Annotated in this window: 20 protein-coding genes; 7 read left to right on the forward strand and 13 right to left on the reverse strand. The window is 63.5% G+C overall.

Annotation, left to right across the window (positions count from 1 at the left end):
* Positions 1 to 53 precede the first annotated feature (53 nt).
* The 4 genes from HS968_RS04555 to HS968_RS04570 form a co-directional block, all read right to left on the reverse strand.
* Complete coding sequence (locus HS968_RS04555) at positions 54 to 1,055, reverse strand: tripartite tricarboxylate transporter substrate binding protein (RefSeq protein WP_179623876.1); 1,002 nt, start codon at positions 1,053 to 1,055, stop codon at positions 54 to 56.
* 139 nt (positions 1,056 to 1,194) lie between these two features.
* Positions 1,195 to 2,709, reverse strand: a complete 1,515-nt coding sequence (locus tag HS968_RS04560; RefSeq protein ID WP_179623877.1) for a tripartite tricarboxylate transporter permease — start codon at positions 2,707 to 2,709, stop codon at positions 1,195 to 1,197.
* Between the two features lie 13 nt (positions 2,710 to 2,722).
* Positions 2,723 to 3,193: a tripartite tricarboxylate transporter TctB family protein gene (locus HS968_RS04565; protein ID WP_182370338.1), complete on the reverse strand. Its 471-nt coding sequence runs from the start codon at positions 3,191 to 3,193 to the stop codon at positions 2,723 to 2,725.
* Positions 3,194 to 3,236: 43 nt separating this feature from the next.
* Entirely contained in the window at positions 3,237 to 3,452 is a 216-nt protein-coding gene (locus tag HS968_RS04570; protein ID WP_137010842.1) for a hypothetical protein, read from the reverse strand.
* Positions 3,453 to 3,751: 299 nt separating this feature from the next.
* Between HS968_RS04570 and HS968_RS04575 the strand changes: the two genes are divergently transcribed.
* The 4 genes from HS968_RS04575 to HS968_RS04590 all read left to right on the forward strand — a co-directional run bounded on the left by HS968_RS04575 (position 3,752) and on the right by HS968_RS04590 (position 7,677).
* The gene (locus HS968_RS04575) at positions 3,752 to 4,528 is read left to right on the forward strand and encodes an IclR family transcriptional regulator (protein ID WP_182370339.1); all 777 of its coding nucleotides are present in this window, start codon (positions 3,752 to 3,754) and stop codon (positions 4,526 to 4,528) included.
* Positions 4,529 to 4,794: 266 nt separating this feature from the next.
* Complete coding sequence (locus tag HS968_RS04580) at positions 4,795 to 5,844, forward strand: Gfo/Idh/MocA family protein (RefSeq protein WP_182370340.1); 1,050 nt, start codon at positions 4,795 to 4,797, stop codon at positions 5,842 to 5,844.
* A 13-nt stretch (positions 5,845 to 5,857) separates the two neighbouring features.
* Positions 5,858 to 6,673 carry a sugar phosphate isomerase/epimerase family protein gene (locus HS968_RS04585; RefSeq protein ID WP_182370341.1) on the forward strand — a complete coding sequence of 272 codons (816 nt, stop codon included), beginning with the start codon at positions 5,858 to 5,860 and terminating at the stop codon, positions 6,671 to 6,673.
* A 128-nt stretch (positions 6,674 to 6,801) separates the two neighbouring features.
* Positions 6,802 to 7,677 (forward strand): DMT family transporter, encoded by an 876-nt coding sequence (locus tag HS968_RS04590; RefSeq protein ID WP_182370342.1) that lies wholly within the window; start codon positions 6,802 to 6,804, stop codon positions 7,675 to 7,677.
* A gap of 58 nt (positions 7,678 to 7,735) precedes the next feature.
* Here the strand turns inward: HS968_RS04590 and HS968_RS04595 are convergent, their stop codons facing one another.
* Positions 7,736 to 9,112: an MFS transporter gene (locus HS968_RS04595; RefSeq protein ID WP_182370343.1), complete on the reverse strand. Its 1,377-nt coding sequence runs from the start codon at positions 9,110 to 9,112 to the stop codon at positions 7,736 to 7,738.
* 614 nt (positions 9,113 to 9,726) lie between these two features.
* On the opposite strand from HS968_RS04595, the gene quiC reads away from it, so the two are divergent.
* A complete protein-coding gene (gene quiC, locus HS968_RS04600) occupies positions 9,727 to 11,634 on the forward strand; it encodes a 3-dehydroshikimate dehydratase QuiC (RefSeq protein ID WP_182370344.1) in 1,908 nt (635 codons plus the stop codon).
* A gap of 99 nt (positions 11,635 to 11,733) precedes the next feature.
* A complete protein-coding gene (locus HS968_RS04605) occupies positions 11,734 to 12,405 on the forward strand; it encodes a TetR/AcrR family transcriptional regulator (RefSeq protein ID WP_182370345.1) in 672 nt (223 codons plus the stop codon).
* 56 nt (positions 12,406 to 12,461) lie between these two features.
* On the opposite strand, the gene HS968_RS04610 is transcribed toward HS968_RS04605, so the two are convergent.
* The 5 genes from HS968_RS04610 to HS968_RS04630 all read right to left on the reverse strand — a co-directional run bounded on the left by HS968_RS04610 (position 12,462) and on the right by HS968_RS04630 (position 18,277).
* Complete coding sequence (locus HS968_RS04610; RefSeq protein WP_182370346.1) at positions 12,462 to 13,463, reverse strand: tripartite tricarboxylate transporter substrate binding protein; 1,002 nt, start codon at positions 13,461 to 13,463, stop codon at positions 12,462 to 12,464.
* Positions 13,464 to 13,557: 94 nt separating this feature from the next.
* Positions 13,558 to 15,324 carry an FAD-dependent oxidoreductase gene (locus HS968_RS04615; protein WP_182370347.1) on the reverse strand — a complete coding sequence of 589 codons (1,767 nt, stop codon included), beginning with the start codon at positions 15,322 to 15,324 and terminating at the stop codon, positions 13,558 to 13,560.
* 66 nt (positions 15,325 to 15,390) lie between these two features.
* Positions 15,391 to 15,711 (reverse strand): NIPSNAP family protein, encoded by a 321-nt coding sequence (locus tag HS968_RS04620; RefSeq protein WP_182370348.1) that lies wholly within the window; start codon positions 15,709 to 15,711, stop codon positions 15,391 to 15,393.
* A 3-nt stretch (positions 15,712 to 15,714) separates the two neighbouring features.
* A complete protein-coding gene (locus HS968_RS04625) occupies positions 15,715 to 17,457 on the reverse strand; it encodes an FAD-dependent oxidoreductase (RefSeq protein ID WP_182370349.1) in 1,743 nt (580 codons plus the stop codon).
* Between the two features lie 10 nt (positions 17,458 to 17,467).
* Positions 17,468 to 18,277: a shikimate dehydrogenase family protein gene (locus tag HS968_RS04630; RefSeq protein ID WP_182371574.1), complete on the reverse strand. Its 810-nt coding sequence runs from the start codon at positions 18,275 to 18,277 to the stop codon at positions 17,468 to 17,470.
* 143 nt (positions 18,278 to 18,420) lie between these two features.
* On the opposite strand from HS968_RS04630, the gene HS968_RS04635 reads away from it, so the two are divergent.
* Positions 18,421 to 19,191, forward strand: coding sequence for an IclR family transcriptional regulator domain-containing protein (locus tag HS968_RS04635; RefSeq protein WP_182370350.1), 771 nt, complete (start codon positions 18,421 to 18,423; stop codon positions 19,189 to 19,191).
* Positions 19,192 to 19,257: 66 nt separating this feature from the next.
* Here the strand turns inward: HS968_RS04635 and HS968_RS04640 are convergent, their stop codons facing one another.
* From HS968_RS04640 to HS968_RS04650, 3 genes are all read right to left on the reverse strand, one after another.
* Positions 19,258 to 20,112, reverse strand: a complete 855-nt coding sequence (locus HS968_RS04640; protein ID WP_182370352.1) for a shikimate dehydrogenase — start codon at positions 20,110 to 20,112, stop codon at positions 19,258 to 19,260.
* A 4-nt stretch (positions 20,113 to 20,116) separates the two neighbouring features.
* Positions 20,117 to 20,557: a type II 3-dehydroquinate dehydratase gene (gene aroQ / locus HS968_RS04645; protein ID WP_182370354.1), complete on the reverse strand. Its 441-nt coding sequence runs from the start codon at positions 20,555 to 20,557 to the stop codon at positions 20,117 to 20,119.
* A 215-nt stretch (positions 20,558 to 20,772) separates the two neighbouring features.
* On the reverse strand, positions 20,773 to 21,795 hold the full coding sequence (locus HS968_RS04650; RefSeq protein ID WP_182370356.1) for a response regulator: 1,023 nt from the start codon (positions 21,793 to 21,795) through the stop codon (positions 20,773 to 20,775).
* Positions 21,796 to 21,825: the final 30 nt, after the last annotated feature.

Consider the following 21,825-nt stretch of genomic DNA (forward strand, 5'->3'; position numbering starts at 1 on the left):
CAAAAAGAGGGGGGCGCCGCCGGATTTACCGGCGGGAGTGCTTCAGGCCTGGATCAGGGCTGGGCGATGCCGACCGAGTCCGGGGAGATTTCGATGGCCTTGGCCTTGTACATCGACCAGGCGGTAACCGACTGCCAGCGCTTGAGGAAGGCTTCGGCTTCTGCACCGCTGAGGTTCAGGCTCTGCGCACCGAAGTTCTTCAAGAAGCCCTGGAACTCTTCGTTACCCACGGCCTTGGCATAGGCGTCGACCAGCTTCTGTTTGACGTCATCCGGCGTGTCCTTGTGCACGAAGGCGCCCCAGAACGGGCCCCATGGCAGGTACTCGGCGATGGCTGGCAGATCCTTGGTGATCGGCTGTACGCCCGGCAGCTCCGGGGTTTCCTCGGTGGCGAACACGGCCAGGGCTTTCAGCTTGCCGCTGCGTACCAGCTCGCGGGCGGCTGCCAGGCTCAGTGGCATGAAGTCGATGTGCTTGCCCATCAGTGCGGTGATACCGGGGCCGTCGCCGCCGAAGGTCACTTCACGTACTTTCAGCTCGTCCACCGCGTTGATCATCGCGCTGACGGTGCTCGGCAGGCCGCCGGCGCCGGTGGAACCCATGCGCAGGGTGTCCGGGTTGGCCTTGGCCGCGGCCAGCAGCTCGCCCATGGTGTTGAACGGCGCGTCGGCGTTGGCGGCGATCACCACCACGTTCTGGCCGATGATGTTGACCGGGTAGAAGTCGGAGTAGTCGAAGTCGGCCAGTTTCAGCACTTTGTACAGCTGCGGGTTCTCGGCGCCGAGCAGGATGGCGTAGCCGTTCGGACGCTGCTGCATGACGTAGGAGCTACCGATCACGGCGGTGCCGCCCGGACGGTTGTTGAGGATGAACTTGCCGCCCAGCTCTTTCTCCACGTACGGAGTCAGGCTGCGCATCACGTTGTCGGTGGCACCACCGGCACCCCAGGGGATGACCGCTTGGATACTGCGCTCGGGATATTCGGCATGGGCTGGCAGGGCCATGGTCAGCGCACTAAGGCCGAAGGCGGCGCCGGTCAGAAGGGATTTGAACATCTGGACTCTCCATCGCTTGTTGTTGTGAGCCCCTTTTTAAGGTCGGGGCATACCCTGGTACTTCGGTGCGGCCACGCTTGGCAGTGCGGCTGAATTTATTGGCGCAACCCGGATCGTTTCCGGGCCGCGACGTCATTGCTCAGCCGCGCGCGGAGGCAGGGCTGAACTTGCTCTTGATCTTCTTCAGCAGCGGCGTGTTACCCAGCAGGATCAGCACCACGGCGCTGGTCAGGATCAGCGACAGCGGGCTGGTGACCAGGCCCTGCAGCAGCTCCACCGGGTTGTCGCCGGCCGAGGACATGGCCTGGCGGTACGAGGTGTCCATCAGCGGGCCGAGGATGGCGCCGAGGATGATCGGCCCCATCTGGAAGCCGAATATCTTCAGGACGTAGCCGAGCAGGCCGAAGCCGAGCATCCAGTACACCTCGGTCATGCTGCTGTTGATCGAGTAGGTACCGACCACGCAGAGCACCAGGATCAGCGGGATCAGCACGGCCTTGGGCATCTCGACGAACTTGGCGAAGAGCTTGATGCCCATCAGGCCGAAGATCAGCAGGAAGATGTTGGCCAGCAGCAGGTTGCCCACGGTGAAGTAGAAGATGTGCGGGTTTTCCACCATCAGCATCGGGCCGGGGTTCAGGCCGTGGATCACCAGCGCGCCGATGATCACCGCAGTCACCGCATCGCCCGGCATGCCGAGGGTCAGCATCGGCACGTAGGCACCCCCGACCGCTGCGCTGTTGGCGGTTTCCGGCGCCACCAGGCCTTCATAGGCGCCCTGGCCGAACGGCTTGGTCGGGTTCTTCACGGTGCGCTTGGCGTGGTCGTAGGCCATCAGTGCGGCGATGTCGCCGCCGACGCCTGGCAGTACGCCGACCAGAACGCCGATGATCGAGGTGCGGATCGACAGCGGCAGGAACTTGAGGATCATCGCCATCGGCGGAATGATCTTGCTCACCACCTGGCGCGTGGCCGGGGTTTCCAAGTTGTGCAGTTGATAGAACAGCTCGGCGACGCCGAACAGGCCGATCATCAGCACCACGTAATGAATGCCGCCCATCAGCTCGACCTGGCCGAGGGTGAAGCGACCTTCGGCGGTCACCGGATCCATGCCCACCAGACCGATCACTGCACCCAGTGCGGCGGCGAAGATGCCCTTGGCCAGCGAACCTTCGGCGAGGCTGCCGACCAGCAGCAGGCCGATGGCGGCCACCAGGAAGTAGTCGCGCGGGGCGAATTTCAGGGCCAGGTCACCGATCACCGGTGCCGCGCTGGCCAGCACGATGGTGCCGACGATACCGCCGACTACCGACATGATGGTGGTCAGGCCGATGGCGCGGCCGGCTTCACCTTGCTGCGCCAGCGGGTAGCCGTCGAAGGAGGTGGCGATGGACGAAGGGCCACCGGGAATGTTCAGCAGGATCGCGCTGCGCGAGCCGCCGTAAACGCCGCCGATGAAGATGCCGACGATCAGCGCCAGGGCGTCGTTGACGTCCCAGGAGAAGGTGAAGGACACCAGGATGGACACCGCCATGGTCACCGACAGGCCCGGAATGGCGCCGATATAGATGCCGGCGAAGGTACCCAGCGCCGTCAGCATCAACAGCTGCGGGTCGGTCCATGCCATCAGCAGGTAGGAAAAGTTGTCGCTCATCTCGGGTGCCTCGTTATGGCAGGTAAACGCTGAAAGCCAGGGTGAACAGCAGGTAGATGACCGCCAGCAGTATCGCTGCCACCATCACCGCGCCTGCGACCCTGCCATTGCGCAGGTAGACGATCGAGAGCACCAGGAATACGAAGGTGCTGACGTAGAAGCTGGCCCACTGGATAGCCGCCAGGTAGATCACGGCCAGACCGAGGAAGATCAGGGTGCGCTTGGGGAAGTGCTCGTGGATGAACTGACGAGCCGAGTCCAGCCAGCCATTGCTGTCGGGCTTGGTCTTGCCGATCAGCTCGAAGCCGATCTTGATCACCGAGAGCAGCATGATCAGGCCGACACCTACCGGGAAGGCGCCCGGCGAGTTGACCGAGGACAAACCGGCAATGTCATAGGCCAGATAGAGGATGGCCAGGGTGACGATCAGCAGCATTGCGCAAAAGGTGCGCTCGCCGACCAGCATTTTTTCTGTCTTGTTCATTGTCGCTCCGACAGGTGAGGAAACCGACGGGTCAGTGTCGTCGTCAGGCCGCGCGAGCGGACTGCAATCGTGGGGTCAGGATGGAGACGAGGTGCGACCAGAGGCTGCGGTATTCGCTGTCGGGGCGGGTCGCCAGCATGGGCAGGGCGATGGGCGACAGGGATGACCAGTCATCGAGCAGGGGGCTGGATGGGGGACAGGCAGCGACCTCATGAGGTGCTGGAGTTGCCGGGGCACGCAGGTGCTTGGGCTGTGGCATGACAATCGACCTTCTTATATTTATTGGCTGCTGAAATGTTCGACGTGCAATGGCACCAGGCAAAAATGCGCGTCGTCTCAGGCGTGGTCGGAATAGTGAGCCGACCCTCCCCGCCATTTCAATTCGTTAAACGGAGTTCTGTTCGATAACCGAACAAGAACGAACCGGTTAGTACATTTGCACTGGCAGCGCAGTATGTCGTGTCTAGGGTCATGCTTCCAGAGGTTGGCGCAGGTTGCTAGCTCGCTTCTGCGCGGCGTTGTCTCTTAGAATCGGCGCAAAATTTTCAGGAACACTTCATGGCCGGCAGTCAGATCGAACGCGCGCTCAGCCTTATCGAAAGCCTTACCCGCGAGCCCGGCGGCATGCCGATGCAGAGCCTGGCCGACGAGCTGGCGATCCCCAAGAGCGCCACGCACCGTATGCTCGCCGAGCTGATTCGCCTGGGCTACGTGCGACAGGATCCGCAGACCAGCCGCTATCGCCTGTCCACCAAACTGGTGGCGCTGGGCTTTCGCTACCTGGCAAGCAGCGGTGCCGATGTGGTGCAGCCGATTCTCGACCGGTTGGCTGAACGCAGTGGCGAGTTGGTGCGCCTTGGCGTGATCGAGGACGAGCGACAGACCTGGATCGCCAAGAGCCAGGGTGCCCGTTCCGGTCTGCGTTACGACCCGGACATGGGGCGCGAGGCGCCGCTGTTCTATACCGCCTCCGGGCATGCCTGGCTGGCCAGCATGAGCGACGCCGAGGCGCTGGCGCTGGTGGCGCGCCAGGGCATTGCCGACCCTGCCGAGTTTGGCCCCAATGCGCCGCGTGATGAGCAGGAGCTGTTGCAGCGCCTGGCCCAGGCTCGCCAGCAGGGCTATGCCTGGGTCATGGAAAGCTCGTCGCTGGGCACGGCGGCGCTGGCTGCCGTGGTGCGTGATCCGCGCGATGCTCGGGTGATTGGCGTACTCAGTATCGCCGGGCCGAGCGCGCGCCTGCCGCTTGCGCGCATTCACGAGCTGTCGGCAGAGCTGCTGGCCGCCGCTGCAGAACTCTCTGCGGCGAGCCCTGCCTCCGAGTTGTTCGCCTGATTACGCCCACGGCCACATCATCGTAGGAGCGGCTTCAGCCGCGAAGCATGGTGATTCGTGGCTGAAGCCGCTCCTACGGCCGGTCGAATCCGATTTTTTTGCCGGTTTCGGTGCGCACGGCGCACCCTACGACGTCTCCGTACCGCGTGAAACTCCTCTGCATTTTCGTCTTGCGTAAAATTTGGAACTGAGTTCTAAATATTAAAAGACGTGCGCCGGGATCATCCGGCGTGCCCGCGCGAGAACGACAACAAGAGGATCACCGCGTGACTTCCCCCTTGCGTATTGCCCTGATCGGCGCCGGTGTCATGGGCCGACAGCATCATCAGCACTTGCAGGCACTCGACGAAGCGCAACTGTGCGCCATTGCCGATCCTGGCCCGCAGGCCGCCGACTTCGCCGCTGAGTGTGGCGTACCGTATTTCGCCGATCACCAGCAGATGCTGGAGCGGGCCAGGCCCGAGGCCGTGATCGTTGCCAACCCCAATGCCTTGCATGTCAGCACGGCGCTGGATTGCATCGCCGCCGGCGTGCCGGTGCTGTTGGAAAAGCCGGTCGGCGTGCACCTGGACGAGGTGCGTGAGCTGGTCGCTGCCAGTGCGCGCCGTGGTGTGCCCGTGTTGGTCGGCCACCATCGTCGGCACAACCCGCTGATCGCCCGTGCCCGCGAACTGCTCGAGCAGGGGGCGTTGGGGCGGCTGACCACGGTGACGGCGCTGTGGCAGTTGCAGAAGCCCGACAGCTACTACGACATTCCCTGGCGCCGCGAAGCGGGTGCCGGGATGTTGCTGACCAACCTGATCCATGATCTCGACCTGCTGCGTCACCTGTGCGGTGAGGTGCGCCAGGTGCAGGCCATCACCAGCAACGGGGTGCGCGGTTTTGCCAACGAGGACAGCGCGGCCGTGCTGCTGCAGTTCGAAGGCGGTGCGCTGGGTAGCCTGACCGGCTCCGACGCGGTCGCCGCGCCCTGGAGTTGGGAGCTGGACTCGGGCGAAAACCCGGTCTACCCGCGGCAGGCCGACCAGCCCTGCTACCTGCTCGCCGGCACCCGTGGTGCGTTGAGCATTCCCCAGCTCAAGCGCTGGCACTACGCCGAGGAGGGTGCTGGCTGGCACCAACCGTTGTTGCAAGTGCAGGAACAATTCGACGCCGACGAAGCCTTGCGCCGCCAGTTGCAACACTTCGTCCAGGTTGCCCGTGGCCAGGCTCAGCCGTTGGTCAGCGCCGCCGATGCCGGGCGCACCCTGGCGCTGGTCGAAGCTATCCGCCTGGCGGCTGAAAGCGGTCGTGCCTGTACCCCCGAAAATATCTGATCAGAGAATCATCATGAGCGAACGTATTCTGTCCCTGGCTGCCCTGACCGTACTCGAAGTGTCGCCGCCGGAAATGGTCGAGGTGGCCGCCCGCGCCGGTTACAGCCACGTGGGGCTGCGCCTGGTGCCGGCTACGGCCGAGGAGCATCACTTCCCGCTGATGGCCGATGCCGGCCTGCGCGCGCAGACCCTCAAGCGCCTGAGCGATACCGGGATCAAGGTGGCGGATATCGAGATCCTGCGTTTGAAGCCAGAAACCCGGGTCAGCGATTTCGAGGCCATTTTCGAGGTGGGTGCCGAGTTCGGCGCTACCGATGTATTGATCGCCGGTAATGACCCGGATGAAGCGCGTCTGACCGAGAACTTCGCCGCAGTTTGCGATCTGGCCGCGCCATTCGGCCTGTTCCCGCATCTGGAGTTCATGCCCTGGACCCATGCGCGTGATCTGACCCAGGCCAAGCGCATCGTCGAGGCGGCCAACCGCCCCAATGGTTGCATTCTGGTCGATGCCTTCCACTTCGACCGCTCCGGCTCGAGCCTGGCGGAGCTGGCACAGGTGCCGGCAGAACGTATGCGCTATGCGCAGTTATGTGACGTCAATGGCCCGCGCCCGGACGATATGGACGAGATCCTGCGCCAGGCGCGCAATGAGCGGCGTTTCCCTGGCGATGGCGACAGCGACCTGCTCGGCTTGCTGCGCACCTTGCCGCCGACCATTGCCCTGAGCCTGGAGATTCCGACCCGGCAGTTGCTCGAACAGGGTGTCAGTGCGCTGGAGCGGGCGCAGATGGCCATGGACAAGACACTGCGGTTACTGGGACAGGTATGACGTCTCGATGCCGTCCGTCACCCGCGGGTCAGATACTGTCACGCGGGTCATAGGCGGCAAGATAGGGAGATCTGTATAGTTAGCTACCTATCTATGGTTCGGCGGCTTGTCCGCATCCCGAGTACTCAATGAGTTCCACACCGCTATCCGGCGTCAATCATCCGCTTAAGGGCATTGGTTTGATGGTGCTGGCGACCTTCCTGTTCGCCAGCCACGACGCGATTTCCAAGTACCTGTCCGGTTTCTACCCGATCGTCCTGATCGTCTGGGCACGCTATGTCGTGCACACCCTGCTCATGGCGAGCATCTTCCTGCCGCAATCCGGCCTGCGTGTGCTGCGTACCAAACGGCCTGGTCTGCAGGTGCTGAGGGCGCTGTGTCTGCTTTCCGTCAGCCTGCTGTTCACCACGGGCTTGATGTTCATGCCGTTGGCCGAAGCGACGTCGGTGATCTTCCTGGCGCCCTTGCTGGTGACTGCCCTGTCGGTGCCGTTGCTGGGCGAGAAGGTCAGTGTGGGGCAGTGGATCGCGGTGATCGTCGGCTTCATCGGGGTGATGATCATCGTTCACCCCGGTGGTGATCTGTTCACTCCAGCGGTGTTGTTGCCGCTGAGTGCGGCGTTCTGCTTCAGCCTCTACCAGATACTGACCCGGCGCCTGAGCACTGTGGACAGCGCCACCACCAGCAACTTCTTCGCAGGGCTGGTCAACACCCTGGTGATGAGCCTGCTGGTGCCGTTCTTCTGGCAGGTGCCGAGCCTGACGCATGGCCTGATGATGCTGGCTCTGGGCGGTTGCGGGATGGCTGCGCATCTGTTGCTGACCCATTCCTTCCGCTATGCGGCGCCGGCGATGCTGGCTCCGTTCGGCTATGTGCAGATCGTGTTCGCCGGTCTGCTTGGCCTACTGGTGTTCGGGCACATGCCGGATGCCGTTGCGCTGGTCGGTATCGCGATCATCTGCCTCAGCGGTTTGGCGGCAGTCTGGACGCAGCGCAAGGGCTGAGTCGGCAAAAAAAGAAAAGGCCCATCAAGGGCCTTTTCTCATTCTGCGGGAGGCTAACTCAGTGAGCTGCTTCGCTCATTCCTTTCAGGCGCGTTGCATCGTACTCGGCCTTGTCCATCAGCTTGGCGTCCGGTTTGCCGAGATCGGACATCGGCACCCGATAGGTTTCCGGGGCGATATAGGCAGCGATGGCGCACAGGCAGGTGATGCCGAAAGCCATGCTGCCGATCACCATTGGGATGTTGTCCGAGCCGGGTGGTGCCATCAGGGCGAACAGCGCTGGCAGCATGGCGGTGAGCATGGTGCCGATGTTCTGCGCGATGGCCATCGCTGATACGCGGTAGCGGGTCTGGAACAGCTCCGGGTAGAAGCTTGGGAACACGGCGTTATAACCCTGGTAGACCACGCCCCACATCAGCAGCGACATGACGAAGGCCAATGGCACGTTGGCGATGCTGATCGCATACAGGTAGCCGAAGGCCAGCAGCCCGGAACCCAGAGCGCCGGTGATCAGGGTCGGGCGCCGACCGATCTTGTCCGACAGGTTGCCGACGAAGGGGATCACCAGCACGGCGACAATGTTGCCGACCACTGGAATCCACAGGTACACGCTCTTGTCGAAACCGATGCCGTAAGCCGGTTGTACGGCGTAGGCGGCGCCGAAGATGGTGGCGACGACCGGGATGGTGTTCATCAGCGCCATCACCATGACCAGGAACATGTTCTTCCAGCTGTGGATGAAGGCTTCGGCGATTGGCGACTTGGCGATCTTCTGTTTGCTCTCTTCGTTGACGAAGGCAGGGGTCTCGTGGACTTCGCGACGAATGATGAAGCCAGCCAGCAATACGAGGGCACTGAGTAGGAATGGAATACGCCAGCCCCAGTCGTTGAAGGCCTCGCTCGGCATGAAGTAGGCCAGCGGCAGGAACACGGCAGCCGCGAGAACCTGACCAGCCTGAACGCCCTGCAGGGTAAAGCTGGCATAGAAACCTCGTCGTCCGAAGGGGGCGTGTTCGAGAATCATCGAACTGGCACCGGAGATTTCCCCAGCAACCGCGAAGCCCTGAATCAGGCGCAGTACCACCAGCAGTGCCGGTGCCAGCAGGCCGATGTCGTGATAGGTCGGCAGCAGGCCAACGGCCATGGTCGAAATACCCATCAGGAACATGCACAGCAGCAGCACGTTCTTGCGGCCGCGGGTATCACCCCAGTGACCTAGCACGAAAGCGCCTATCGGGCGGGCCAGGTAGCCGACGCCGTAGGTGGCCAATGAGGCGACGATGGCCATTTTCGGATCGGTGTTGGGGAAGAAGATCTGCGGGAAGATCAGCGCCGCCGCCTGGGCGTAGATGAAGAAGTCGTAGTACTCGAGAGCGGAACCGACCCAGCCACTGGCGGTCGCTTTCTTGGCTTGTGATGACGATGAGTTGGCCATCGTTGTCTCCATTGTTTTTGTTAGGTGGCAGGACGCACGCTCCCTCCAGGCCAGGCCTGATGGGGACGCGAGCACGCGACTACGACGGGGCTCTACTCGAGCAACCCGGCGAACGCCGTCCGGTGGTGTTTGGGTGTAGGAAAGTCAGGTCAGAGAGGCGAAGTGCGAATCGTGCTCGCTCGGGGAGCTGTGGCAGGTCGGCAGGGAGATTGGCGAGCGATCAGGTAGCGAGTAGTGATCATGGGGTGGTTACCCGTTTGAAATTGTTATGCCGTGACACTTAGTTACGATTGCAGATTTGCTTGAGCGAGTAGTCTTGAAGAAACTGCCCGGTTGGCTGATTGCAACGTTGGCTCATGCTGCGCTTCTGGTCGAAAAGGCGTCAATCGCGAAAATCGGCCTTGTGTTCGTTAATCGAACACAATACTAACCGGTTCGTACATTTTGAATTGCTGGTCTACAGTGGCGGGCGAATAATCATCGTCACCACGAAAGCAGGGCGCACCGCCCGTTTTGCGTGCCGGGGCGAATGACCTCACTACCCCGCGGGTTGCTCGATCCAATTCAAAAACGTGCTGGCTGACGAGCCGGTGCGAACAATAAGGAACACAAGCATGCAGCGCTCAATTGCCACCGTTTCCCTTAGCGGTACCCTGCCCGAGAAACTCGAAGCCATCGCCGCGGCCGGTTTCGACGGCGTGGAAATCTTCGAGAACGATCTGCTCTATTACGACGGCAGCCCTACCGAGATTCGCAAGCGCTGCGCCGACCTTGGCATCGCCATCACCCTGTTCCAGCCGTTCCGCGACTTCGAAGGCTGCCGCCGCGACCGTCTGCAGCGCAATATCGACCGCGCCGAGCGCAAGTTCGATCTGATGCAGGAACTGGGCACCGACCTGGTGCTGGTGTGCAGCAACGTCGCCCCCGACTCGCTGGGCGACGAGGAAATTCTTGTCGACGACCTGCGTCTGCTGGGCGAACGCGCCGGTGCGCGCGGCCTGCGTATCGGTTACGAAGCGCTGGCCTGGGGCCGTCACGTCAATACCTATCAGCAGGTGTGGAACCTGGTGCGTCAGGCCGACCACCCTGCCGTCGGGGTGATTCTCGACAGTTTCCATACCTTGTCGCTCAAGGGCGACCCGAGTGCCATCGCCGAGATTCCCGGCGACAAGATCTTCTTCGTGCAGATGGCCGATGCGCCGATCCTGGCCATGGACGTGCTGGAGTGGAGTCGCCATTTCCGCTGCTTCCCGGGGCAGGGCGAGTTCGACCTTGCCGGTTTCCTCGCGCCGATCCTGCGTACCGGCTATCGCGGCCCGCTATCGCTGGAAATCTTCAACGACGGCTTCCGCGCCGCGCCACCACGGCAGAACGCTGCTGACGGTTTGCGTTCGTTGCTCTATCTGGAAGAGAAAACCCACAAGCGCCTGCAGAAAGAGGGGCATGCGATCGAGCCGGGCGTGCTGTTCACCCCGCCAGCGGCGCATCCCTACGGTGGCATCGAGTTCCTTGAGTTCGCCGTCGATGAGGCGGTTGGTGCACGCCTGGCCGGTTGGCTGGAGCGTTTGGGCTTCGCTCATGCCGGTCAGCACCGCTCCAAGGATGTCAGCCTGCTGCGTCAGGGCGATATCAACATCGTGCTCAATGCTGAGCCTTACTCTTTCGCGCACAACTTCTTCGCGTCCCATGGCCCTTCACTGTGCGCCACGGCATTGCGAGTCAAAGATGGTGCCGATGCCTTGCAGCGTGCCTGCGATTATCGCGGCCAGCCCTATCGTGGCCTAGTCGGCCCGAACGAGCGCGAGGTGCCTGCTGTACGCGCTCCTGATGGCAGTCTGATTTACCTGGTGGAACAGGCTGGCGAGGGCCAGACCATCTATGACACCGACTTCAGCCTGAACCCGGCCGCTACGGCCACGGGTAGCCTGCAGCGCATCGACCATATGGCCCTGGCATTGCCGGCCGATTCGCTGGACAGCTGGGTGCTGTTCTACAAGAGCCTGCTGGACTTCGAGGCTGACGACGAAGTGGTGCTGCCCGATCCTTATGGCCTGGTGAAAAGCCGCGCGATCCGTAGCCGTTGCAGCTCGATCCGCCTGCCGCTGAACATCTCGGAGAACCGCAACACGGCCATCGCCCATGCGCTGTCCAGCTATCAAGGTTCTGGCGTGCACCACATCGCGTTTTCCTGTGAGGACATCTTCGCCGAGGTGGCGCGTGCCAAGGAAGCTGGCGTACCGCTGCTGGAAATCCCGCTGAACTATTACGACGACCTGGCGGCACGCTTCGATTTCGACGACGAGTTCCTCAGCGAGCTGGCATACTACAACGTGCTGTACGACCGCGACGCCCAGGGCGGCGAGCTGTTCCACGTCTACACCGAGCCGTTCGAGGAGCGTTTCTTCTTCGAGATCATCCAGCGCAAGAATGGTTATGTCGGCTACGGCGCGGCCAACGTCGCGGTGCGCCTGGCGGCCATGGCCAAGGCGCGCAGTGGTTCGGTGAAGAAGCCAAGGCTCTGACCGTGAGGCGGCGGAGTCCCGACGGGGCGCCGCTGCCCAGAGGCTGTGCGGCCTGCCATAATTCGTTCCATCCATACCTATAAAAAAGATCATTGCCGTATGACTGAAGCCGCCGTAGGCCTCGCCTCCGCTCCCCCAGAAGCGGTGCGCAAGGCGCGCAAGAACAACCCTGAGAAGACCCGCGAGAGCATTCTCCAGGCCGCCATCACCGAATTCGTCCAGCAGGGCCTCTCGGGGGCGCGAGTGGATGCCATCGCCGAGCGTACCGCCACCTCGAAGCGGATGATCTATTACTACTTCGGGAGCAAGGAGCAGCTCTATCTTGAGGTTCTGATCAAGCTTTACGGCGATATCCGCGGCACTGAGAGCCGGCTCGATCTGGCCTCGCTGCCTCCGGCCCTGGCGATCCGGCGGCTGGTGGAGTTCACCTTCGACCACCATGACCGCAACGTCGACTTCGTGCGCATCGTCAGCATCGAGAACATCCACTACGGCGAGTACGTCAAGCAGTCGCCGGCCATCCGCCAGATGAGCAACGTGGTGCTCGACACCCTCGGCAAGACCATCCGCCGCGGCGAGGAGGAGGGCGTGTTCCGCACCAATATCGACGTGCTGGACGTGCATCTGCTGATGAGCTCGTTCTGTTTCTACCGCGTATCGAACCGGCATACCTTCGGGCATATCTTTGCCATCGACTTTCAGGATGATGAGACCAAAAGGCGGCACAAGGAGATGATCTGCGAGGCCGTGCTGCGCTTCGTGCAGCGTTAGCTCGCGTTTCTCCACGAAAGCCCCTGATACCTCGGTGTCAGGGGCTTTTTCATGGATCAGGGTTGTGCGATACCGACCGACTCCGGCGAGATGGCCACGGCCTTGGCCTTGTACATCGACCAGGTGGTGACCGACTGCCAGCGCTTGAGGAAGGCGTCAGCTTCGGTGCCGTGGATATTCAGGGTCTTGGCGCCGAAATTCTTCAGGAACGCTTGATAGTCCTCGCTTGCCACGGCATTGGCGTAAGCCTTGACCAGCGTCTGCTTGATCTCGTCCGGGGTGTCTTTGTGCACGAACACGCCATAGAACGGCCCCCATGGCAGGTACTGCGCCAGATCCGGCAAGGTCTTGGTGATCGGTTCGACGCCTGGCAGTTCCGGCATTTCCTCGCTGGCAAACACGGCCAGGGCGCGGAACTTGCCCGAGGCGACCATTTCCTTGCTGGCGGCGAAGGACAGCGGAGTGAAGTCGATATGGCCGCCGAGCAGGGCGCTGACGATCGGGCCTTCGCCCTGGAAATTCACTTCACGGACTTTCAGATACTCCACGGCGCGGAACATCGAGAATACGGTGTTCTGCAGCGCGCCGACGCCGGTACTGCCCATGCGGATATTGCCGTCGCCCTTGCGGATGGCGTTGAGCAGGTCGTCCATGGTTTGCCATGGGCTGTCTGCCGTCACGGCGATCAGCACGCTGTTCTGGGCGATGATGTTGACCGGATAGAAGGCGCTGTAGTCGAAATCGGCCAGGCCCATCACCTGATACAGCTGTGGGTTTTCCGCGCCCAGCAGCAGGGTATAGCCGTTGGGGCGCTGCTGTTTGACGTAGCTGCCACCGATCAGCGCGGTGCCGCCTGGACGGTTGGTGATGACCAGTTTGGTATCGAGTTCTTTCTCGACGTGTGCGCTCAGGCTGCGCATCACGTTGTCGGTAGCACCACCGGCGCCCCAGGGGACGACGGCCTGGATGCTGCGTTCGGGGTAAGCGGCGTGAGCCGGCAAGGCCAGGGTGAGGGCGCTGAGTCCGAGAGCGGCGCCGGTCAGTAGGGATTTGAGCATGTGGATGTTCTCCATCGGTTGTTGTTGTGAACCCCTGTTCAGGCCGGGGCGTACCTTGTCTTGCAGGTGAGTCGAGAGCAGGCGAGGCGCCCAGCTACAGCGCCTGAACCTCCTGTTGTGTGGGGACGGGGCGAGCTGTCTGGCGCGATGTGCTGTCATCGGCCAGGGCCAGGCCGGCGAGGTAGCCGAAGGTCATGGCCGGCCCGAGGGTGATACCGCCACTGGGGTAATGGCCGGCCATCACGCTGTTCATGTCGTTGCCCACGGCGAACAGCCCGTCGATGGGCTGGCTGCCCGCGTCCAGGACGCGCGCATCGGCATCGGTGCGCAGGCCGGCGAAGGTGCCCAGGCTGCCGGGGTGCAGCTTCACCGCGTAGAGGCGTCCGCGCAGGGCGCGTAGTGACGGGTTGGGCTGTTGCAGTGCCTCGCCCTGGGCGCGGTTGTAGGTAGAGCGGCCGCGCTGGAAATCAGGGTCTTCCCCCAGGCTGGCGAAGTGATTGAAGCGCTCCAGCGTGGCTTGCAGCGCCGATGCATCGATGGCGCAGCGGGCCGCCAGTTCGGCGCTGTTGGCGCCGCTGTGCAGATAGCCGCGACGCTGGTAGTAGCCATCGCTGAATGGCAGCGGCTTGGCCCAGCCAATGCCGTAGCGCCAGCGCGCCTTGGCGTCGCATATCAGCCAGGCCTCGATGGGCTCGCCTGCGGGTGTGGCCTCGATCAGCGCGTTCATGAAGTCGTGGTAGCAGTCGGCCTCGTTGGTGAAGCGCTTGCCATCACGACGCACGGCGATGAAGCCCGGTTTGGCCCGGTCGACCAGGTGCGGGAAGTTGCCGACGCTGCCATCACGACGCGGCACGCACGAGACCGGTGCCCAGGCGCCTGCATGCGCCAGGTCTGCAGCGACCACGGCCCCTACCGTTTCGCCCAGACGCAGACCATCGCCAGTGTTTTCCAGCGGGGCGGCGCTGTGATGCTCGGTACCCGTCGGGGCGTGCGCGATCAGTTGGGCGATGCGCTGGCGATCATGGGGAAAGCCGCCGCACGCCAGCACCACGCCGCGGTGCGCATTGACCAGCAGCTCGCCCTGCGCCTGTTGCAGCACGGCGCCGTAGACCCGGCCGTTGGCGTGCAGCAGGTGGTGAGCGGGGCTGGCGCTGAGCAGTTCGACCTGGCGATCCAGGGCGCTGCGCAGCAGGCGCGCCACCAACGCGTTACCGTTGACCAGTTGCCTGCCGCGACCCTGCAGCAGGCAGTCGCGCAGATGACGCAGCAGACGGCTGGCTACATGCAGGGCGGCGCGTGGCGAGCGACGGGCATTGAAGAAGGCGGCCATGTCGGCGCCACCGGCGATGCCCATGCCGAACAGGCTGACGATATCCAGCGGAGCGCGCATCCGTTTCAGGGTATCGCCGAGTAGCCGGCCATCGAAGGGCTGGGCGCACAATGAGCGACCGCCAGCAGACGCGCCGTCGCCATCGCGCATGTCCGGCATGCGGCTGCCGGAATAGAACTGCACGGCGGTACGGCTCTGGAAGAACTCGATCATCTCCGGGCCGCGTTGCAGGTAGGCCTGCTGCAGCGCGTCGAGTCGCTGACAATGAGTCTGCTCGCGCAGGTAGCGCTCTGGCGCATCGCCTTCTTCGACCAGGCCTTCAGCCCTGGCCAACGGGTTGCGCGGTATCCACAGCCAGCCACCAGACCAGGCGCTGGTACCACCAAGCTGTTCGGCCTTTTCCGCCACCACCACGCTCAAGCCGTGCTCTGCCGCGGTCACTGCCGCAGTCAGCCCGGCTGCGCCGGAGCCGATCACCAGCACGTCACAGTCGAGCGTACGCCTGGCCTGCTTGTTCTTGTCGTTTTGCATGGGCGAGCGAGTCCTGCGCAGGCGCCGTGGCGCCTGCGTTTGTGAGTGGTACGGAGTTAGGTCAGGTCACTGCAGGGGCGAGAACCCGGTCGGTCGCAGGATGCGCGACTCCAGGGTGACGACCGCGTCGAGTTCCTTGTTCTTGCGGCCGAAGGCGGCCCAGCGCGGGTCGGCGGCCATGGCGGCGCGGCGCTTGCTGCGCTCGTCGAGGCTGTCGTAGGCCCAGATGTGCACCACCTGGTTGGCTTCACCGAACTCGGTGGTGAAGAAGCCGACGAGTTGCCCCAGGTGCTCGGTCTGCACGGCCAGCGCATCGCTCTGGTACAGCGCCAGCCAGTCGGCCATTCGGGTGGGCTTGAGGGTGTAGGTGCGCATTTCGTAGAACATGAGTTACTCCTTGGACGTCTGGGTGGTCGAGGCGAGACGCTCGGCGATATGGGTGGCGGCGATGTAGCCGAAGGTCAGGCCCGGTCCGAGGGTGATGCCGGGGCCGGGGTAGGTGCCGTCCATGATCGAGTTCATGTCGTTGCCGCCGGCGTACAAGCCTTCGATGGGCTTGCCGTGGCTGTCCAGCACGTTGGCGAAACGGTCGGTACGCAGGCCGCGTGCCGAGCCGAGGTCGCCGGTATGGATGGCGATGGCATAGAACGGGCCGCGCTCCAGCGGCGCCAGGCACGGGTTCGGGCGGCGGGCCGGGTCGCCCATGTAGCGGTTGTAGCTGTTGCCGCCCTTTTCGAAGGCACGGTCGACGCCTTCGCGAGCGTCCTGGTTGTAGCGTTCCAGGGTCTGGCGCAGGGCGAGCGGGTTCAGGCCAATGCTCTGCGCCAGTTGCTCGATGGTCTTGCCTTGCTTGAGATAGCCGGAGGCAACCAGCGCGCTGTTGTCCACCGGGCTAGGGCGAGCCAGGCCCATGCCATAGCTGTTCATCGCGGTGGCATCGCAGATCAGCCAGCAACGGGTGTTGCCTGTGGCGAACATGGTCTGCACGAAGTGGTGGTAGGAATTGGATTCGTTGACGAAACGCTGTGCGGCCTGGTTGACGGCAATCACGCCGGGTTTGGCGCGGTCGGTCACCAGATGCGGGAAGCGCTCGCGTTCGCCGTTGGCATGCACGGCCTCGGAAACCGGGGCCCAGAAGAAATTCGCTGCCAGGCCCTCGCCGACTGCGGCATTGGCCGCTGCGCCCAGGCGCAGGCCGTCGCCGATGTTGCTGGGCGGCGACATGGTCAGGTGCGGATCGAGGCTGGGCGGGCGGAAGTTGGCGGCCATGGCGCTGGCGGCAAAACCACCCATGGCGCAGACCACGCCGCCACGCGAGCGTACGTCCTGGGTGCGGCCTTCGCGGGTGATACGGGCACCGCGCACGGCGCCGTCCTCGATGATCAGCTCTTGCGCATGACTATCCAGCCACAGCTCCACGCCATTGGCGAACGCGGTGGTGGCCAGGCGGGCGATCAGTGCGTTGCCTGTGGTCAGGCGAGTGCCGCGCGGGTGGCGCAGGCGATCCAGCGCGTAGCGGCTCATCAGTTTGATGCAGTGCCACAGCGAGGCGGGCGAGCGACGGAAGCTGAGAAAATGCTGGATATCGACGCGATTCACCATCATGCCGCCGAACAGCAGCATGCCCGGTGGCGGCATGCGCAGCTTGGCGAAGTGCTCACCCAGACGATTGCCGTCGTATTCATCGATTTCCAGTGCGCGGCCGCGCTCGGTACCGCCGGGAGCATCGGGGTAATAGTCCGGCGAATGCGGGCGCAGGCTATAGCTCAACTCGGTGTTGGCATGCAGCCAGCGCATCGCCTCATGGCCACGCTCGATGAAGGCGTCAATCAGTTCTGCGTCGTAGCCGGCGCCGATCACATGCTGCAGGTAGCTGCGCATCGCTTCGGCGCTGTCCTTGGCGCCTGCGGCCTTGGCCTGGTCGGTGCCATAGATCCATACGGCGCCACCGGAAATCGCCGAGGTGCCGCCGAAGGTGGAAGCCTTCTCCACCATCAGCACTTTTAAGCCACGGCAGGCTGCGGTGGTGGCAGCGGCAAAACCGGCGGCGCCGCTACCCAGCACGATCAGGTCGTAGACCTGCGCGTTGCCTGGAATGGTTTGAGTAGCGGCAGTTTGAATGGCTGCGTTCATCCTGTTCTCCTCACAGAACCAGCGCGGTTGCGCCCATGAAGTGGCCGAGGTTGCCGGCTTGTGCCAGGGCCATCTGCGGGCCGGTCTGGATGCTGCAACCACGGGCTTTGGCCAGGGCCAGCAGGGGCGTGATTTCCGGGGCTGTCACCACATCGGCGACGTGCGCGCTGGCCGGCAGGCTCTGTAGCAATGCTTGCGGTAGCGGCAACTCGCCGCTGTCGCCCATGCCCACCGGGGAGGCGTTGGCGATCAGCTCGAACTGGCTCAGGCTGTCGACTCGGGTACTGACCGGCAGCCCGGGGAAGGCGCTGCGTAGCAGTTGTGCCAGGGCTTCCACACGCTCATGGCTGACGTCGGACAGGCTCAGGGCGGAAACGCCGGCCTGGCACAGTGAATAGGCGATGGCGCTGCCGACGCCACCGGCACCGATGACCAACGCACGTTTGCCCTTGGCATCGAAGCCTTGCTGGCGTCCGGCGTTGAGGAAGCCTTCACCGTCGACGTTGTCGCCGATCAGGCGGCCGTCAGCCTCGCGACGAATCACGTTGACCGAGCGCAGGGCGCGGGCGCGCTCGCTGAGTTCGTCGAGGTGCTCGACCACCTGCTGCTTGTAGGGAATGGTCACCACGCAGCCGCGCAGGTTCTGCCAGCCGCGCAGGGTATCGATGAAGGAGGACAGTGCCTGGGCGCTGATGTCGATTGGCAGCATCACCCGGTTCAGAGCGTTGCCTTCGAACCAGCGATTGAAGTTTTCCGGGGATTTGACCTGGGCGATGGGCGAGCCGACGATCGCGACCAGTTCTGTGGAGCCGTTGACCATGCAAGGTGCCTGCGTATTGGAGTTGTTGTTGGCCAGCATGGTGCGTTGAGCGCTGCCCCCTCACAACGCGGCAGATCGAGGTTTTGGTTGTTTATCGCAGTCCTAGTGCGATAATCGCAGTGTTTGCATGAATCGAGGCCGATATGAAGAGTCCGGTGATCCATCCGCGTGATCTGATTGCAGGGCTGCAGAAGGGCCTGGCGCTGATGCAGCTGTTCAGCGTGGAGACGCCTCGGCTGACGGTGCCGGACGCGGCACGGCGCTGCGACATGACCAGCAGTGCGACGCGGCGCTTTCTGCTGACGCTGGTGCACGAGGGGTTCGCCGAGACGGATGGACGCCACTACTGGTTGACGGCCAAGGCGTTGCGTATTGGCCAGGCGTATGTGGACTCGGCGCAATTGCCGCTGATGCTGCGGCCAATCGTTGAACAGGTGGCGCGCATCACCGGTGAACATATCTCGGTCGGGGTGCGTGACGGCGACGACATCGTGCATATCGTGCGCAGCCGCTACAGCCATATTTCATCGCTGTCGATCCGACCCGGTGCGCGTATGCCGCTTTACTGCACAGCCAGTGGTCGAATCTGGCTGGCCAACTTGTCGCCAGAGGCGCTCGATCAGTATCTGCAGCGTACCGAGCTGCGCAGCCTGACGCCCTATACCCAGACCAACGCCGAGCAGTTTCGTGAAGAACTGCAGAGGATCAACCAGCAGGGCTACTGCACGGTCGACGGTGAATACGAGGTGGGGATGCGTGTCCTGGGGGTGCCGCTACGGGATCGCAAGGGGGAGCTGAAGGCGGCGATGGCGCTGACCACCCACGCATCACGGATGGCGATCGACGAGATGCGCCAGCGCTATCTCACCCCGCTGTACGAGGCGCAGGCGCTGCTGAAGCCGGTTCTCGGCTAGCGGGCGGGCCGACGTCAGGTAGCCCGCCGGAGAGGGGCGCACGGTGCGCCCCCGCTTACAGCAAGCTCAGCGGAAGCTGGCGAAGTGCGCCTGCATGCGCTCGGCATCGGCTGGGCGATCGCTGAACAGCTCGAACGCCTTGACCGCCTGGAATACCGCCATGTTGCCGCCGTCCAGGGTGCGGCAACCCAGCGCGCGGGCGTGGCGCAGCAGCTCGGTTTCCAGCGGGAAGTAGATGATCTCGGCGACCCACAGCCCGGCGTGCAGCAACTCCACCGGCAAGGGGGTGCCCGGCAGTTTGGCCATGCCCACCGGCGTGGTATTGACCAGGCCGTCGGCTGCCGCCACTTCGGCCGCCAGGTCGGTGCCGGCCACGGCGCGCTCGCTGCCGAAGTGTGCGTTGAGGTTGTCGGCCAGGGCCTGTGCGCGGCCAGGTTCCACTTCGAAGATGCTCAGGTGTTCGACGCCTTCGCTGAGCAAGGCATGCGCCACTGCAGCGCCTGCGCCGCCCGCGCCCATCTGCACCACGCGGCGGCGGCTCACGTCAGGCAGGCCGCGGCGAAAACCTTCGGCGAAGCCCAGGCAGTCGGTGTTGTGGCCGACGCGTTTGCCGTCCTTGAGCACCACGGTGTTCACCGCACCGATACCACGCGCTTCGTCCGACAGCTCATCGAGCAGCGGGATGATCGCCTGCTTGGCCGGAAAGGTGATGTTGAGACCGGTGAAACCCATGCTCTGCGCCGCCTGGAGCAGTTCAGGCAGGGCGTCGATATCGCGCCCGAGCTGGTCGAGGTCGATCAGGCGATAGAGGTAACGCAGGCCCTGTGCATCGCCTTCTCGCTCATGCAGGGCGGGAGTGCGGGAGGCCTGAATGCCTTTGCCGATGAGGCCGGCGAGAATGCCGCTGGTAACCGAGGACATGGTCTTAACCCTTGAGCGATTGAGCGAAGTACTGCAGGCCAAGGCGATAGCCCTGGCTGCCGAGGCCGCAGATGACGCCGACGGCGATCGACGAGACGAAGGAGTGATGACGGAACGGCTCGCGCTTGTGCACGTTGGACAGGTGCACTTCGATCACCGGCAGTTCGCTGGCCACCAGGGCGTCACGAATCGCCACCGAGGTGTGCGTCCAGGCTGCCGGATTGATCAGGATGCCGGCGCAGCGACCGCGTGCGCCGTGGATCCAGTCGAGCAGTTCGCCTTCGTGGTTGGTCTGGCGAAACTCGATCTTCAGACCGCATTCGGCCGCGGTAGCGGCGCACAGCTGGGAGATGTCGGCGAGGGTTTCATGGCCGTAGGTGGCCGGCTCGCGGGTACCAAGCAGATTGAGGTTGGGGCCATTGAGCACCAGGATGCAGGGCGTCATGAGGGCTTCTCTTGTTGTTGTGACGAACTGCCGGGAAAATGTACTAACTGGTTAATTCAGTCAATTGATGCGCCATTGGCTACAGTGCGCAGAACCACCCCGCAAGCCTCGCAGGAGGCTTCGGAGTCAGGCGGTATGCGGGTTTTGTGGGGATTAGCAGGCGGCAAGCAGGCGGGCGAAAGTGGGCGATTACCGGCTATTGGTGGGCGCCGAGCTCACTGGTTGTTGCTGGCCATCGCGACTTGATTGCGACCGCCATGCTTGGCCAGATAGAGGCCTTCGTCGGCCTTGACCACCAGACTCAGCGGATCACCTTCCGGTGACGGTCTGATGGTGGCGATACCGATGCTGACGCTGATCGCCGAGCCCGCCTTGGGCAGGTTGTGAGGGATGCCCATGGCTTCCACTTCACGGCGGATCTTCTCGGCCTGCAGGCGCGCGCCACCGGCGGCGGTACCGGGCATGATCACCGCGAATTCCTCGCCGCCATAGCGGGCGGCCAGATCCGAGGCTCGCGTGCAACTGGTGCGCAACGCCTCGCCAACGCGACGCAGCACCTGGTCACCGGCCACGTGGCCATGCTGGTCGTTATAGGCCTTGAAGTAGTCGACATCGATCATCAGCAGGGCCAGTTCGTTCTGATCGCGTAGTGCGCGGCTCCACTCGATTTCCAGGTATTCATCGAAATAGCGGCGGTTGGCCAGGCCGGTCAGCCCGTCGGACTTGATCAGGCGTTGCAGTACCAGGTTGGTGTCGAGCAGTTGTTGCTGGCTCTCACGCAGGGCGCGGTAGGCCTCGTCACGCTGCAGCATGGTCAGGTAGGAGCGCGAGTGATAACGGATGCGCGCCAGCAGCTCGATCACGTCCGGCAGTTTCACCAGATAGTCGTTGGCGCCTGCGGTGAAGGCGGCGCTCTTGACCTTGGGGTCTTCCTTGGTCGATAGCACGATGATCGGCACGTCCTTCAGGCCTGGTGCGGCGCGGTACTGGGTGAGCAGTTCGAGACCATCGACGCCGGGCATGATCAGATCCTGCAGGATCACCGTCGGCTTGATCTGCTGGGCCACGCTCAGTGCCTGGTGCGGGTCGGAGCAGAAGTGGAAGTCGATGTCGCTCTCTTCGCTCAGGGCGCGGCGCACGGCTTCACCGATCATGGCCTGATCGTCGACCAGTAGCACCATCATGGAATAGTCGGGCAGGCCGAGATAGTGAGTGGAGTTCCCGTTAGGCCGCTGCATGTGTGCATCTCCGCCGTTGTTTTGGGTTAT

This window comes from Pseudomonas berkeleyensis (assembly GCF_014109765.1).
GTDB classification, from domain to species: domain Bacteria; phylum Pseudomonadota; class Gammaproteobacteria; order Pseudomonadales; family Pseudomonadaceae; genus Aquipseudomonas; species Aquipseudomonas berkeleyensis.